This window comes from Longimicrobium sp., from assembly GCF_036387355.1.
Classification (GTDB): domain Bacteria; phylum Gemmatimonadota; class Gemmatimonadetes; order Longimicrobiales; family Longimicrobiaceae; genus Longimicrobium.
The window spans coordinates 1-13,953 of sequence record NZ_DASVTX010000353.1; the positions used below are offsets into that span (position 1 = coordinate 1).

The 13,953-nt window shown below is 69.0% G+C and carries 10 protein-coding genes and 1 pseudogene; 2 read left to right on the plus strand and 9 right to left on the minus strand.

Translation table 11 applies throughout. The features are described from left to right. Nucleotides 1–454: 454 nt before the first annotated feature. The gene (locus tag VF665_RS15435; RefSeq protein ID WP_331054330.1) at nt 455–880 is read right to left on the minus strand and encodes a hypothetical protein; all 426 of its coding nucleotides are present in this window, start codon (nt 878–880) and stop codon (nt 455–457) included. 267 nt (nt 881–1,147) lie between these two features. Continuing rightward, nucleotides 1,148–1,813, minus strand: a complete 666-nt coding sequence (locus VF665_RS15440) for a hypothetical protein (RefSeq protein WP_331054331.1) — start codon at nt 1,811–1,813, stop codon at nt 1,148–1,150. Between the two features lie 279 nt (nt 1,814–2,092). On the opposite strand from VF665_RS15440, the gene VF665_RS15445 reads away from it, so the two are divergent. Then, complete coding sequence (locus tag VF665_RS15445; protein WP_331054332.1) at nt 2,093–2,524, plus strand: response regulator; 432 nt, start codon at nt 2,093–2,095, stop codon at nt 2,522–2,524. Between the two features lie 218 nt (nt 2,525–2,742). Then, nucleotides 2,743–3,990, plus strand: a complete 1,248-nt coding sequence (locus VF665_RS15450) for an FAD-dependent oxidoreductase (RefSeq protein WP_331054333.1) — start codon at nt 2,743–2,745, stop codon at nt 3,988–3,990. Nucleotides 3,991–4,088: 98 nt separating this feature from the next. Here the strand turns inward: VF665_RS15450 and VF665_RS15455 are convergent, their stop codons facing one another. The 7 genes and pseudogenes from VF665_RS15455 to hrpB form a co-directional block, all read right to left on the minus strand. Continuing rightward, complete coding sequence (locus VF665_RS15455) at nt 4,089–4,505, minus strand: hypothetical protein (RefSeq protein ID WP_331054334.1); 417 nt, start codon at nt 4,503–4,505, stop codon at nt 4,089–4,091. A 314-nt stretch (nt 4,506–4,819) separates the two neighbouring features. Beyond that, the gene (locus tag VF665_RS15460; protein ID WP_331054335.1) at nt 4,820–5,428 is read right to left on the minus strand and encodes a hypothetical protein; all 609 of its coding nucleotides are present in this window, start codon (nt 5,426–5,428) and stop codon (nt 4,820–4,822) included. A gap of 813 nt (nt 5,429–6,241) precedes the next feature. After that, nucleotides 6,242–6,661: a hypothetical protein gene (locus tag VF665_RS15465; RefSeq protein WP_331054336.1), complete on the minus strand. Its 420-nt coding sequence runs from the start codon at nt 6,659–6,661 to the stop codon at nt 6,242–6,244. A 774-nt stretch (nt 6,662–7,435) separates the two neighbouring features. Continuing rightward, nucleotides 7,436–7,596 (minus strand): annotated as a pseudogene (locus tag VF665_RS25920) (ATP-dependent helicase C-terminal domain-containing protein); the annotation flags it as partial. 213 nt (nt 7,597–7,809) lie between these two features. After that, the gene (locus VF665_RS15470) at nt 7,810–8,250 is read right to left on the minus strand and encodes a hypothetical protein (RefSeq protein ID WP_331054337.1); all 441 of its coding nucleotides are present in this window, start codon (nt 8,248–8,250) and stop codon (nt 7,810–7,812) included. 190 nt (nt 8,251–8,440) lie between these two features. Then, nucleotides 8,441–10,420, minus strand: a complete 1,980-nt coding sequence (locus VF665_RS15475; RefSeq protein ID WP_331054338.1) for a hypothetical protein — start codon at nt 10,418–10,420, stop codon at nt 8,441–8,443. A 426-nt stretch (nt 10,421–10,846) separates the two neighbouring features. Beyond that, nucleotides 10,847–13,357, minus strand: a complete 2,511-nt coding sequence (gene hrpB, locus VF665_RS15480; protein WP_331054339.1) for an ATP-dependent helicase HrpB — start codon at nt 13,355–13,357, stop codon at nt 10,847–10,849. Nucleotides 13,358–13,953 lie beyond the last annotated feature (596 nt).

Genomic DNA, 13,953 nt, shown 5'->3' on the forward strand with positions numbered 1-13,953 from the left:
GGCCTGCAGCACCTCGGGGTCATCGTCCACCGCGAGCATCACCGGTTTGACCATCAGGCACTCCTTGGGTGTTGTGCGCCGCCGGAGACAGCGGCGTTCTCACGAGCGGGCAGGGGCGGCGGTGCCGCGGGAGCGGAACCCGGGAGAAATGTGGGGTGGGCGGGGCGGCTCCGGCCAGATGCCGCCTTGTTTTCTGCCCCGGTCACCGGCCGCATGCGCCGTGCCGTCCCCCGGGCCGCGGGAGCCGTCCGCGCCCCGCGCATCCGCTGTGTGGCTGCAACATACGCAACCCGGCAAGGGGTGCCGGGCGCGCGCGCCCGGCGAGCGGCGGCGGGGACGATCGGGGTGGAGGGGATCGTTGTGTCGCGAGCCGGCCCGGCGCGGTCCACAGGCGTCCGAACGTCTGCGGGTGAGCGGAGCGCGGGACGCCCGTCCTGGCGTGGACGGAAGCGTGTCAGGCGGGAGGGACGTCCGGGCCGGGCTCCTGCAGCGAGTCGGTGACGGATGGGTCCAGGCCGAGCCATTCGGCGGCGGAGGCGGGGTCGCGAAAGGCGCGGTACTCGGTGGTGGTGGAGTGGATTCCGGCGATGATCTCAAACATGCGCAGCAGTCCGTACGGGTAATCGCGGTCGGCGATCAGCGCGCGGCGGGCGGAGCCGGTTTCCATGGCGGGCGCCGTCTGCGCAACCATCCGCATCTCCGCCGCGGTGGGCATCTGCGTGATGCGGCGCATGTCCACGATGCGCGGGAACTCCGCGTCGAAATCCGGGTGCGCCCGCAGTTCGCGCAGGTACCGCTGCACGTCCGCCCCCGACACCTCTCCCGACATCCGGGTCACCACGCACTCGCAGCACGCGTCGATGACGAAGTGTATGGACATGAGAGAATCCGCCTCCGATCCGTCCCGATCCGGCCGGGCGGACCCCGTGCGTGAGGTCCGTCCATCCCGGACCGCCAGCATCAACCATGCGCGGGCGAAATCCCCGATTCTGCGCCGGTTATCCACTGGATCCGGGGCACGCCCGTCTCACTCCCGGCGGCGCACGGGGCCGGCGTTCCGCACTTTGTCACAAATGTGTAACAGAAAACCCGCGCGCCCGGGAGGGGACGCGCGGGCTGTCCGCGAGCGTGGGACGGGAGCAGGCGATCAGTCCGCCGCGCCCGCCTTCCCGGCTTCGGCCACCGTGTCTCGCACCGCATCGATCCACTCCGCGCCAAAGCGGGCGGGATCGCAGGCCCAGCTTTCCACGTTGTGCACCGTGCCGCTCAGCCCGGCGTTCTCGTCCGCCGCGGCGGCCACCAGGATCTCGCCCAGCCCGGCCATGCCGCCCGACGCGCCGGTCCGTTCCCCGAACGCCGCGGCGATGGCGGCCAGCCGGGCGGGATCGCCGCCCCGGTGGCGCCGCTCGCGCAGGGCATCGGCGGCGGCGCGGAGCTGCGCGTACCGGTCCGCGTGCTCCGGCACGGCCGCGCTCAGTTCCTCGCTCAGGTAGCGCAGGTGCTCTTCCATCAGCAGCGTCGGCATGCCGCGCGAGGCGAGCACGGAGGCCAGCCACCCGGTCTGCTCCAGCACGAACGGCGGATCCAGCTGCGCGATGAGCGCGAGCCACGCCCCGTCGCTGTCGCCAAAGCGCAGCGCGCGGTCGCCGTAGCGCGCCGTGTAGTAGGGAAAGCGCGCCAGCGACCGCTCCGTCGCCCGCCGCGCCGCATCCAGTTCGCGCGGGTCCGCCGTGACGGGATGGGTGCCGGCGTCGGGGTTGATGGACATGGCGATCCCGGTGCGGCCGTCCGGGCCCGGTGTGTCGCGCGGCATGGATCGGGACATGAAAAGTTTTCGCGGTCGGGCGGATGAAAGCCGGCGCGGCGCCGTCCATTGGCGTCCGTATCCGGCGGCCGGGTGCGTGGAAAAGCCAGGCCGTTCAGGCCATCGGTATCGGAACAGACGATCCGGTGTACAGTAGAGCGAATCTGCAGATCTCGCTACCTGCCACGGCCTCCGTAGGTCCTCCGCGTCATTCCTCGCGCCGGATCCCCGAATCCCGCGACCAGCCACAGCCAGCTCTGCGTCTCCTTATCTCAAGGCAGGCGCTCCATGAGCCAGAAGCTCCTTCTCGTCGCCGACGACCAGGAAGACAATCGCGTGATCCTGTCCGCGATCCTTACGCACAAACGGTACGCGGTTCTGCTGGCGGTCAACGGCGAGGAAGCCGTTGCGCAGGCCAGGCAGCATCTGCCCGCCCTGATCCTGATGGACCTGCAGATGCCGGTGATGGATGGCTGGGAGGCCACGCGCATTCTCAAGGCCGATCCGCGTACAGCGCACATCGCCATCATCGCGGTCACGGCGGAGGACCAGACGCCTGAACGGCTGGAGGAGGCGGGTTTCTGCGCGTACCTGCGCAAGCCGTTCCTGCCGCGCACCGCCGCGCTGGCCGTGGAGCTCTGCCTGGCGGACGCCGAGCCGCGCCCGCGCTGGTTCGCGCTCCCGCCCATGGGTGTGCACGTTCCCCTCGCCCACGAGTGAGTGCCGTCCGCCGCGGGCGGAAAACGATCTGATGACGGCATCGCCGGACCGGGAAGCGCTTCCGGGCCGGCGATTTCGTTTCCGCCCTCCACCGGAATGGACGGCGCGGCGGGGCTGGTCCCGCGGCCTGGGGCGGGCGTGGCACGGGGCGTGACGGAAAGCGGACCTTCACGCGCCGCATCCGGCGCACGGGGACGGGCACCAGCCAGCGCGGTGGGATGAACAACGAACGAACGTCGGCGGGGCGCGTCCGCGTGATCGGGTACACCTGGTCGCCCCGCGGGCACGAGGTGCGCGACTTTCTGGCCCGCAGCCGGGTGCCGTATCACTGGATCGACTACGAGGCCAACGTGGCGGCGCGGCGGGAGGTGGATGAACTGGGGCTGGGCGCGCGCGGCCTGCCGCTGCTGCGCTTCAGCGACGGAACCGACCTGGCGGACCCGACGGACGAGGAGCTCGCCGCCAAGGTGGGGCTGCAGACGGAGCCCGGGGCGCCCTTCTACGACCTGGTCATCGTGGGCGGCGGGCCGGCCGGGCTGGCCGCGGCGGTGTACGGTGCCAGCGAGGGGCTGCGCGTGGTGCTCATTGACCGCGACGCGCCGGGCGGGCAGGCGGGGATGAGCGAGGCGATCGAAAACTACCTGGGCTTTCCGGACGGGCTGCGCGGCAGCGAACTGGCCGAGCGCTCGGTGCGGCAGGCCACGCGCTTCGGCGCGGAGATCGTGGTGGCGCGCGACGTGGTGGGGCTGCGCGAGGAGGAGCCCAACCGCGTGGTGACGCTGGATGACGGAAGCACGCTCTGCGCGCACGCCGTGCTGCTGGCGCTGGGCGTGTCGTGGCGCATGCTGGAGGCCCCCGGCTGCGACCGGCTGATCGGCCGCGGCGTGTACTACGGCGGCGCGGCGGCGGCCATCCCCACCTGCCGCGAGCGGGACGTCCTCATGCTGGGGGCGGGGAACTCCGCCGGGCAGGCGGCGCTGTACCTGGCGCGCTACGCCCGGAGCATCACCATGGTGGCGCCCGAGGAGGATTTCTCGGAAAAGATGTCGGAGTACCTCATGGGCCGCATTGAGCGCACGCCCAACATCCACCTGCGCCCGCGCAGCAAGGTCACGGACGTGTCGGGGAACGAGCTGCTGGAGCGGGTGACGGTGGAGGACACCGGGACGGGGGAGCGCGAGGTGCTGGAGACGAACACGCTGTTCGTGTACATCGGCGCGGCGCCGCGCACGGACTGGCTGGACGGCGTGGTGCTGCGCGACGAGCAGGGATTCGTGCTGGCCGGGCCGGACCTGGAGGGCAGGGCGGAGTGGCCGCTGGAGCGCCCGCGCGAACTGCTGGAGACGAGCATGCCCGGCGTGTTCGTGGCGGGCGACGTGCGCAGCGGTTCCGTAAAGCGGGTGGGCGCGGCGGTGGGGGAGGGGTCCATGGCCATCCAGTTCATCCACAACCACCTGCGCGCGTAGCCGGCGGGGCGCAACGACCGTGGAGTCGGACTGGCCGATGGCACTCGTGAACTCGGGTTGCCGTATCTCTCTTGCGGTGCTTACGGCCGGTGCAGAATCTAGCGCCCGGTGAGGTCGATTGCCCGGAACCGCATGCAGAACGCGGCGATGCGAATCTGCTCCGGTTCGGCGAGGTCGGCTTCTGCCTGGGCGCCGGCCCGGTGGATGACATCCGCATAATCGGGTGAAATCGGCTCGCCTCGTGTAAGCCGCAGATGCAGCGGGGTGCCCCCAAAGCAAACCCGTGGCCTGCCGTCCGGCCGTTCGTCCACGAGATCCGCGTACGTGATCACCCCACCCGGCTGCAGCGTCCAGAGCAGTGCCCGAATCGCGAAGACGCGAGCCGGCACGCTCGCGGTCCGGTCCCTCGCGATCTCCAGGGCCATCCGGTACACACGCCCGTCGCGAAGAAACTGCGCGGGAGAGGTGATCGTGTTCAGGAGAGCGGTATCAGCAGACGTGCGAGTACGATTCATCGCCTCCGCAACTGCTCCCCCGATGTTCGGACAGCGCTGGGCAACCTGTGATGCCCATCGAAGATGCGGCGCCGGGTGACCGGTCCGCATCACCTGTTCAGCGAGACGGCAATCGTCGCGACGTCTGATCTCGTGTGGTGTTTCCTGCGCGTGAAGCGACGTAGAGCCGAGGCATGCCGCGCAAAGCACGAGCACGCGGAGCATGCTTGCGGCGATCTCGGAGCGCCGGGCAGGCGGGTGCCTTGAGCCGGGGCCGGTAGAAGGCTCAGGCACAAGGCCACGGGCCGCCAGACGCACCCGAGACCATTTCCCGCTCAAACCAGACAACGCGCCGCTCCGCGCACCTCGCGCGGTTCCGTCGGATCGCTCTCCACCCGTACCGCCAATGCAAAGATCAGTGAACGGTATTCATCGGGAAGGGGTGTCGCTCCAGGATCGGACACGGCGGGGTGCGAGCGGTTGGAGGAGCACAGACCCCGCGTGCGTTCATCCAACTGCCCCATCCGTACGTAGAGCTCCCATCGCGGGTGCCTGGTACGATCCGAGATCGCGTCCAGAACCAGGAACGCGTACATCCGTGCCGGTGTGGTGGCCTGGCGGTCACCCGCGATCTGAAGCACTTCACGAAACAGCGTTCCGTCACGCAGCGTGCTTGCGCGCATGAGTGCCGCACTGATCAGCGCAAGGTCAGTGGAACGCCTTGCCTCCTGCATCCGCTGTAACGCCAAAGGGATCTGCTGCTCCGCCGGGCACAGTCCGATGTACTGCCAAGCCCACTCGGCTTTAGTTTCCGGATGGCCTGTTCGAACGACCTGTTCCGCAAGGCTGCAGTGGCTTTGCCGCCGCACCTCGTAGGGCGAGGCCTGCGCATGGACCATCGTCGCCAGCGTAGCCGCTGCCAGTACCGCGATGATGTGCTTCATCTTTCATCTCAGAGCGGAGCCGACGTCGGCAAGCGCGGCGGAATGCACCAGGCAGGTGCGCCGGGCGGCCGCACCTGCGATCAATCCGTCTCTGGTGGAAGCGTCGGGATGCGAGTTTGGAGAAGGCGGTACAACCGAACAGCATCTCCAAGACAGTGGGCTGCTTGGCGTACGATCGCTGGTTCACTCGCAGCCTGAACAAGCCGTGAAGCTGTCGAAGATGCCTGATCTACCCACCCGCTCGGCAAGGGCGCGCCGACGTTGACGTGTCTCTCCAGGGACGGCCCGTCCCCTGTGGTGCAGGGCGGCAAGGCGCGATCCGCCGGTGTAATCAGGCTCGCGTAGTTCAATCCCGTACCGGGGTTCAGCGTCCAGATCAACGTGCGGATTGCAAAGATCCGCGCCTCAGCGCTTGCAGCCGGGTCCCGAGCAATCTCCAAAGCGGTCGTAAAAACCCTGCCGTCGCGCAGCCACGCGGTTACAAAGGTCAGGCGGTCCAGCAGCGCGGTGTCGGTGGATGCACGAGCGGCGGAAATTGCCCGCGCGAGGTCGTCGCCCACGCCCCGACAACTCTCGACGGTGACAGCCGCCCATTCCGCTCGACCAGCGGGCTGGCCGCTGGCGTGAATCTGCATCGCGAGTCGGCAGTCGTTCCGCGGCGCGATCGAGTCCGGGTTCACTTGTGCCGATGCACATGCCGGAACGGCGGCAAGGAGCAACGACGCTGCAACGGCTCTCATGATCGCAGGTAAGCGTTTCATCACACCATCCCACGGCTACGGCAAGCAACCGGATTCGCGTGTTCATTGGCTGTCAAAACTCTCCACTTCGAGGTCTGGCGACGACCGCCACGCAGGCGGCGCTCTGGCGAACGGGTGCGGGTTCTGTGAGGTCGCGAGTCGCCGCCCACGTCACGCGGTAGGACTGCTCGCGGTAATCCGATGGGAGTTCACTGGTCGTCTTGACGGAGTAGTGGAAACTCTGGCCGTAGCGAATGCACTTGTCCCGTCCGTCACCATCGATGTCGACCAGAGTGTTGTAGTCGACCCCGGCGCTTGGCAGCAGCGCCCAGTACAGCACCCGGTTCGCGAATACGCGGGCGGGCACGCTCGCCGACTTGTCCCCGGCAATGGCAAGTGCGGCCTCGAACACGCCGCGGTCGCGCAACTCGTTTGTGGGGTAGGTGATCGCGTTGAGGTACGCAGTATCCGCCGACTGCCGCGAACGCAGCATGAGGTCCGCCACAGAGGAGGCGAACCCCGGGCATCTATGGTACATCTGGGACGCCCATTGCAGTCTGGGCCGGGGGTGCCCGGTAGCAAGGACCTGCCCCGCCAAGCGGCAGTCATTTCGCAGGTTTATGCTATCCGGATTCGCCTGAGCCGCTGCCGGGCTCGGAAGGCACCCGAGAGCGATCGCGCACAAGAGAAAGGCGAATATTTCAGTCATTCTGTTCATGGAGGTAGACACCTCAATTCCAAGGGCGAGCGTAACAAGGAAACACCGCGGTGTCTGTCCGGCCATCCGGCCCGCTCGCCAGCAGACCCGCGACGAGCATGAATGCGATCCGGAACGGCCCCGGCCCCAAGGCACGGCGTGAAGACATGAAGTTGTCAGGCGGATGAAGATGGCGGGGAAGGGCAGGGCCAGGCGCTGGGCCGCGTCCCATGCGGCTGCGGGATCGGGCGCCGCTCGCACGAAATCCAGCAGATCGCGAGCGGACTGTTTGAGCCATGGTAAGCGAGCGGCCGCGGCCCAACAAGTGTCATGAAGCGGATCGCCACAACACCGCCACCGGGTGAACACATCTCGGGACGCCGCCGGTCGGAGTTCGGTACGCGACGAGGAGGCCTGGCCGCGATCCGTTGACGCGATCGCGGCAGAAACGGGCTTGCGAGAGGATGAGACGGCGGGGAAGCGCCGGTCGGGATGACGGGCGCGGTGAGGAGGACGATCGTAACCGCGGAACCGTGGGGGCGCGGTTATCCCGGCCCAGGGCGGACGCGGTTATCCCGGCCGGCGGCGGACGCGGCTGGTGGCCTCGGCCTGCAGCGGGTCGTCGGGCCAGTAGTGCTTGGGATAGCGGCCCTTGAGGTCCTTGCGCAGTTCGATGTACCCGTCTTCCAGAAGCTCGCCAAGTCGCGCGTCACCTGCACGGGCTCACGTGCGCGGTCACGGATTCTCGCGCGGTGGATGCCCGGGCGGCAGAGATCCCTCGCGCGAAGTCGTCGCGCCCGCGCGGACAACTCTGGACGGAAACAGAATCCCACTCCGCTCGGACGGCGGGTTGGCCGTTGCAAATCTGCAGCGCAGAACGGCAGTCGCGCCGTCGCTGAGGTGGAATCGCGAGTCAATTGCACCGATTCCCGTTTCTCAGCCCGTCACTGCTGCGGGCGTGGCGTCGTCACGTCGAGGAAGTAGAGATATAGCTCCGTGGCGTTGCGTACCCGCCGGTCTCCAGTTCTTTGGCCAATCGCACGCAGCATTGCCTGCACCTCCCCGCGAACGTCCACCAGCTCACCGTAGCGGCTGTCTTCGTACACGCCGGTCACGGACTGAACGTAGGGGCGGCGGCCAGCGGGAGGGTCAAACATGTCGAATCCACCCGGGCTGAACCTCCGCTCGGCGACCCCCGACAGAAAGCTGAGCGCGATCAGCCGGGGCTCAGTCGCTGCGGACTCGTCCGCGGCCAGACGCTGCATCAGGTCGTACATCTCCCTCGTCGGAAAAGCGCCAGCCATCCGCGCCAACTGGGTGAGGTCTTGGCGATCAGTCGGCGGCTTCTGGCGCCACAGCCAGAGCACCGTGGTGGGACCGGTCACGTCGCACCGGGTGATTGCAGCCCGGGCCCAACGGTAATGCGGCGAGGGATGGCCCGTGCGCAGGGCCTGAGCGGCCAAGCGGCAGTCATTCCGAAGGTGAACATCCGTGGCTTCGGACGGTTGTGCTTCTACGGAGCGCGGGATCGCTGTCGCGAAAGCGACCGCAATCAAAGCTGATCTCAGAGTCATCTCAGCGTCCGTAGTTGAAGTAGCACAGGTACTGCGCTTTGAATGACGTGTCCACATCGGGACCGCTCAGTTGCCGGACTGCGGTACGCACCGGGTCCATGCGAGTCTCCACAAGATCCATGAGTTCAGCCACGGCGTCATTCGGAGCAACGAGATCCTCGAGAACGGCCGGGGCGCGGGCCTGTATTTCTCTTCGAAAGACCCCATTGTGGGATCGGGGGTCCACCGGGCGGCCAGCGTAGTCTGCACCTTCGTGAATCAACGTTTCGTTCAGGTAATTCGACCAATGTCCCTGCAGGCATGGGGGATGCGCCGCGCGAGCCGGCAACTGCTCAGCCTGACGCCGATAGAACTGGCCGCGGTTCTCCAACTCGGGATGTACGAAGACTGCCATGGAGATCCGCACGGGCACGGCGGCCATGTATGCGAGTCGGTGGTTGGGGCCGTAGTCGTTGATGAATCCCAGCACCTCGGCTGGCTCGCGGGCTTCTGCGCGTTGGAGCGAACGGCCCAATTCATGGTCTTGAGTCGGGTAGTCGGGAAGCAAGTACCTGGTATCCGGCACTGCGGCATTGTACTCCTGCAACGTATTTAGCCGCGTGATCCTCGACGGAATCGGCTCCTGAAACCAGTCCCGGGCGATCACCGTGACGGGGGCCTGGCGAGTCTCGAGTTGCCCGTCCCCAATCCTTGCGCGGACCTCGACGGTGCCGCTCAGCGCCATCTTCCCCTCCCACACCAGATCCGTGACCGCGCCGTCCCCGGCGTCAAGATCCGGATTCACGTAGACCACCCCTCGTGAATCGGTTCCGGTGAATTTCCAGCCCTCTACCACGAGTTCGCCCGTGGCCTCTTCTGGTTCTTTGCGGACCGTGCAACGCATGCTTTGACCGCGCGTGACCCGGCCTCGACCCTGATCTCCCTCGCAGGCAAGCTCGATCCGGGCATCCGGCTGGCAACCCACGGCGCCGTGCGAGACCGCACGCTCCGCTCCTTCGGGCCCACATGAAGTACCTGCAATCCGCAGCACCTGACTCTCCTCCACGGGCGCACCCTCCACCGTCGTGTAGACGAGCATACGGCCCGGGCCCGTGGGCGTGAACTGGCACACCAGCTTGTCCTGACAGCCTTCAGGGGCCTGGGCGCTGATGTACGGGTTCGGCGCCGCGGCCGTGTCGCCGGGGTACCAGCGCCAGTTCACCGACGCCGCATTGCCGTTGCGGTCGCGGATGCGCAGGCCGTCGAACAGCCGCGCCTCCACCGCCATCGGGCTGCCCGGCACCAGCGGTGATGCCACAATCCGCAGCGGTGCGTCGATTCGCATTGCGCTTACCTCGTGCGACTGGCTGATCCAGTAGTCCTCGATCAGCACCGCCGGCCGGTACTCGTTGGTCGGCTGCACGAGTTCGTCCTGCCCGCAGTACGGCACCAGGCAATAGCCCCACACCAGATTCCTGGCGCTCATCCGTTCCCGGTTTGCGAAGAGCGCAGGCGGCTGGGCGCCGGTCCGTACCAGCAGGATCACGTCGCGCCCGCCCTCGTCCGCGCGAAAGAACGGGGTCAGGAGTTCTCCACCCATCCACACGCCCGTCTTGCCCCCGCCCGTGAAGGTGCGCGACTGCTCCGCACTGAGCGTGAACACCGCCTGTCCCGCCTGCGCACCGCCGGAGTACGGGTTCGCCTCCACGATCATGGTCCCGCCGATGCGCAGCAGCACGTAGCTGTCGGGCGCGAGCGGAATTCCGGTCGGCTGGAGAGGGATGGCCGTGGTCACCGCCCCCGGAACGGCGACATCCGTCCATCCCCGGTACGTGCCCAGGAGCAGGCTCCCGGAATCGCTCTCGTCCGCGGCGAAGGGCGCGGCCGCCGCGCGCGGGTCAGGCGACGGCAGGGTTGCGTCGCACCCGCTGGCCAGCACCACGGCGGCGAGCATGAGGGCGATCCGGAACGGCCCCGGCCCCAAGGCGCTGCGTAAAGACATCAAAGTTCTCAGGCGGATGAAGATGGCGGGGAAGGGCAGGGCCAGCGCTGGGCCGCGTCCGTTGCGGCTGCGGGATCGGGCGCGGCTCGCACGAAATCCAGCAGATCGCGAGCGGACCGTTTGAGCCATGGTAAGCGAGCGGCCGCGACCCAACAAGTGTCATGAAGCGGATCGCCACAACACCGCCACCGGGCAAACACATTTCGGGACGCCGCCAGTCGGAGTTCGGTACGTGAGGAGAAGGCTTCGCCGCGATGGGCTGACGGGATCGCGGCAGAAACGCGCTTGCGAGAGGATGGGACGGCGGGGCAGCGCCGGTCGGGATGACGGGCGCGGTGAGGAGGACGATCGCAACCGCGGAAACGTCGGGGCGCGGTTATCTCGGCCCAGGGCGGACGCGGTTATCCCGGCCGGGGGCGGACGCGGTCATCCCGGCCGGGGGCGGACGCGGCTGGTGGCCTCGGCCTCCAGCGGGTTATCAGGCCAGAAGTGCTTGGGATAGCGGCCCTTGAGGTCCTTGCGCACCTCGAAGTACCCCGTCTTCCAGAAGCTCGCCAGGTCGCGCGTCACCTGCACGGGCCGCCGCGCGGGGGAGAGCAGATGCAGCGTCAGCGGAACGCGCCCGCCCGCGATGCGCGGCGTCTCCATCATCCCGAACAGCTCCTGCAGCCGGGCGGCCAGCACCGGCGCGTCCGGGTCGCCGTAGTCGATGGGGATGCGCGAGCCGCTGGGCACCTCCACGTGCGAGGGCGCAAGCGCGTCCAGCGCGGCGCGGCGCTCCCAACCCACCATCCCCAGCAACAGCTCCGGCGGGTCCAGCCGGTGCAGGTCGTCCAGCCGCGTCATCCCGTAGACGTAGGGTGCCAGCCAGTCGTTCAGCGTGGCCGCGAGCGCCTCGTCAGACACGTCCGGCCACGTGGCGTCGTGCCGGTGCAGAAAGCGCATCCGATGCTGAAGCTGGCGCGCGCCCGCGGTCCACGGCAGCACGCCGATGCCGGATTCGGCGATGCCGCACAGCAGGGCGGCCGCCACCGCGTCCGGATCGGCGTCGGTGATCTGCACCTCGCGCAGCGTGAGCGCGCCCAGCCGCACGCGGCGGCGCGGTCGGACGGCGCGCGCGTCCGCGTCCCACGCGACCTCCTGGTCCGTCACGATCTGCCCCGCGAACTCGCGCTCGATCTCCGCCTGCTCCACGGCCGCGGCGAGGTACACGCGGCTTTCGCGGCCCTGCCCATCCAGCTCCGCCGCCACGATCCACGGCGCGCCGGCCAGCGGGTCGCGCTCGGACAGGGCGGCGCCACGGCCGTTGCGCAGCAGAAAGCGCCCGGCCTTTCCGCGCCGCTGTCCGATGCGGTCCGGGTACGCCATCGCCAGCAGCAGCCCGGCCGCGCTTCCGTCGTCGTCCTCGCCGCCGCGCGTGCGCAGGCGGCGGCGAAGCTCGCGCGACTCCACCATCACGCGCCGCAGCGCACCCTCATCCACCGAGCCGCCGTGCGTGCGGGCGCGGCGGCCCGCCTGCAGATCGCGCAGCGCTTCCAGGCGAAGGCGAACGTCCGCGTCCGCGGGGTGCTCGCCGCGGCGGAAAACGTCCCGCTCGCCCAGCAGCGCGGCCAGGTCGCAGGCCAGCGCGCTCAGGCCCAGCGCGTCCGCGCGCAGAAGCATGTGCGCGAGGCGCGGATGCAGCGGCAGCGCCGCCATCTGCCGGCCGTGCGCGGTGATGGTGCCCGCCGCGTCCGTGGCGCCCAGCTCGGCCAGCAGCTCGCGCGCCTGCCCAAACGCGGCGGTGGGCGGCGCGTCCAGCCACGCCAGCTCCGCCGGATCGGCCACGCCCCACGCGGCCAGTTCCAGCGCGAGCGGCGCCAGGTCCGCGTCCAGGATCTCCGGCGTGCCGTGCGGCACCAGCGCGTGCTGGGTGTGCTCGTCCCACAGGCGATAGCACACGCCGGGGCCCAGCCGCCCCGCGCGCCCGCACCGCTGCTCCGACGAGGCGCGCGACACGGTGACGGTTTCCAGCCGCGTCATTCCCGTCCGTGGCGCAAAACGGGGGACGCGCATGAGCCCGCTGTCTACCACCACGCGAACGCCTTCAATGGTGAGGCTCGTCTCCGCGATGGAGGTGCTGAGGACGATCTTGCGGTGCCCCGGCCGGCCGGGGGCGATGGCCTCGTCCTGCGCGGGCTGCGGCAGGTTTCCGTACAGCGGAAGGATGCGGACGCCGTCCGGCAGCCCGCCGTCCGCCAGCATCCCCTGCGTGCGGTGGATTTCCGCCGCGCCGGGAAGGAACACGAGCACGTCACCCTCCACCGCATCCACCGCGCGGCGTACGGCGCGCGAGACGGCGGCCTCGATGCGTTCGTCGCCGCGCGCGCCCAGGTAGCGCACCTCCACCGGGTGCATGCGTCCGGCGCTGGTGATGATCGGCGCATCGCCGAGCAGCCGCGCGACGGGAGCGCCGTCCAGCGTGGCGGACATGACGAGGAGGCGCAGGTCGTCGCGAAGGACGGCGCGGGACTGCAGGGTGAGCGCGAGGCCCAGGTCCGCGTGCAGGCTGCGCTCGTGGAACTCGTCAAAGATCACGAGCCCCACGCCCTCCAGCGCGGGATCGCTCTGCAGCATGCGCGTAAGCACGCCCTCCGTCACCACTTCGATGCGCGTAGACGGGCCGGCGCGCGTCTCCATCTTTATGCGGAACCCGACGGTGCCGCCGACCTCTTCGCCCAGCATGCGCGCCATCTGCCGGGCGGCGGCGCGGGCGGCGAGCCGGCGCGGCTCCAGCATCACGATCCGCTGCCCCGCCAGCCACGGCTCCGCCAGCAGCGCCAGCGGAACGCGCGTGGTCTTGCCGGCTCCCGGGGGCGCCTGCAGCACGGCCGCGCCCGCCGTCCGCAGCGCCTCGCGCAGTTCGGGGATGACGGATTCGATGGGGAGGTCGGTCATCGGGATCGGTGGAACGGAAACGCCGCGCCTTCCGGGATGGAGGCGCGGCGACAATGTAGCACGACGGATGGCGGGATTCGACCGGATGAGTGCATCGCGGCGGAAGGTCGCCGTGCGGGGCGCCGGTGATGCGGCGAAGGCCGCCCGGTGGTTCCGAGGGCGGCCTTCAGGCGCGACGGGGAGAGTTGGCTTGGCGCACAGTAGATCCTTCAGTCGCGCCGTGCCCCCGCTTGGAGGAGAGTCCGGCGAACGCTCCTTCAGGATGACAACGTGTTTGCGTGGGATGAGATGAGGGCGACGCCGGGTTCCGCACGCTTGACAGATCCGCCCCCTGCCGACGCTTCGGCGCACCGTTTCCCGCCACGCGCGCCATGTTTTCCGCCGCAGTCCGCGCAGGCGGACTTTGTGCTTCTCCAGCGGCGAATTCATTGATAGCGTAGCGTTTTGTTGACATGGGGCGAAAATAAAGCAGCATGAGGCACCGAACCCATCACGCGAAGAAGGGAGGCGCCTCATGCTGTTGCTGAACGGAAGTGTCCAGCTGGAAGTGAAGGTAGCCGCGACCCGTGCGCGGATCAACGACGTCGCGGCCGAAC